This is a genomic window from Mycobacterium sp. IDUB_37, from assembly GCF_055419245.1.
On sequence record NZ_JBVAXG010000067.1, the window covers coordinates 1 to 234 of the forward strand.

The window sequence follows — 234 nt, forward strand, 5'->3', positions numbered from 1 at the left end:
GGCGGGACCGGCGGGGCCGGCGGTCAAGCGACCACCGGCGGTAATGGTGGGGCCGGCGGTGTGGGTGGCAACTCGGGTGCGGTCGGTCAGGGCGGTGCCGGCGGTGACAGTGGCGGCGGTGCCAGCGGCGCCAAGGGCGCGGCGGGTCAGCTGCCGGCCGGAACGTCGGGGCATGGCGGTACCGGTGGTGCCGGTGGTGATGCGACCAGTCCGGGTCCGGGACCGGGCCACCTG

1 pseudogene is annotated in these 234 nt (G+C 77.4%); it reads left to right on the forward strand.

Annotated elements, in window-relative coordinates:
* Window positions 1–234: pseudogene (locus ACZY1I_RS32340) on the forward strand (hypothetical protein); the annotation flags it as partial.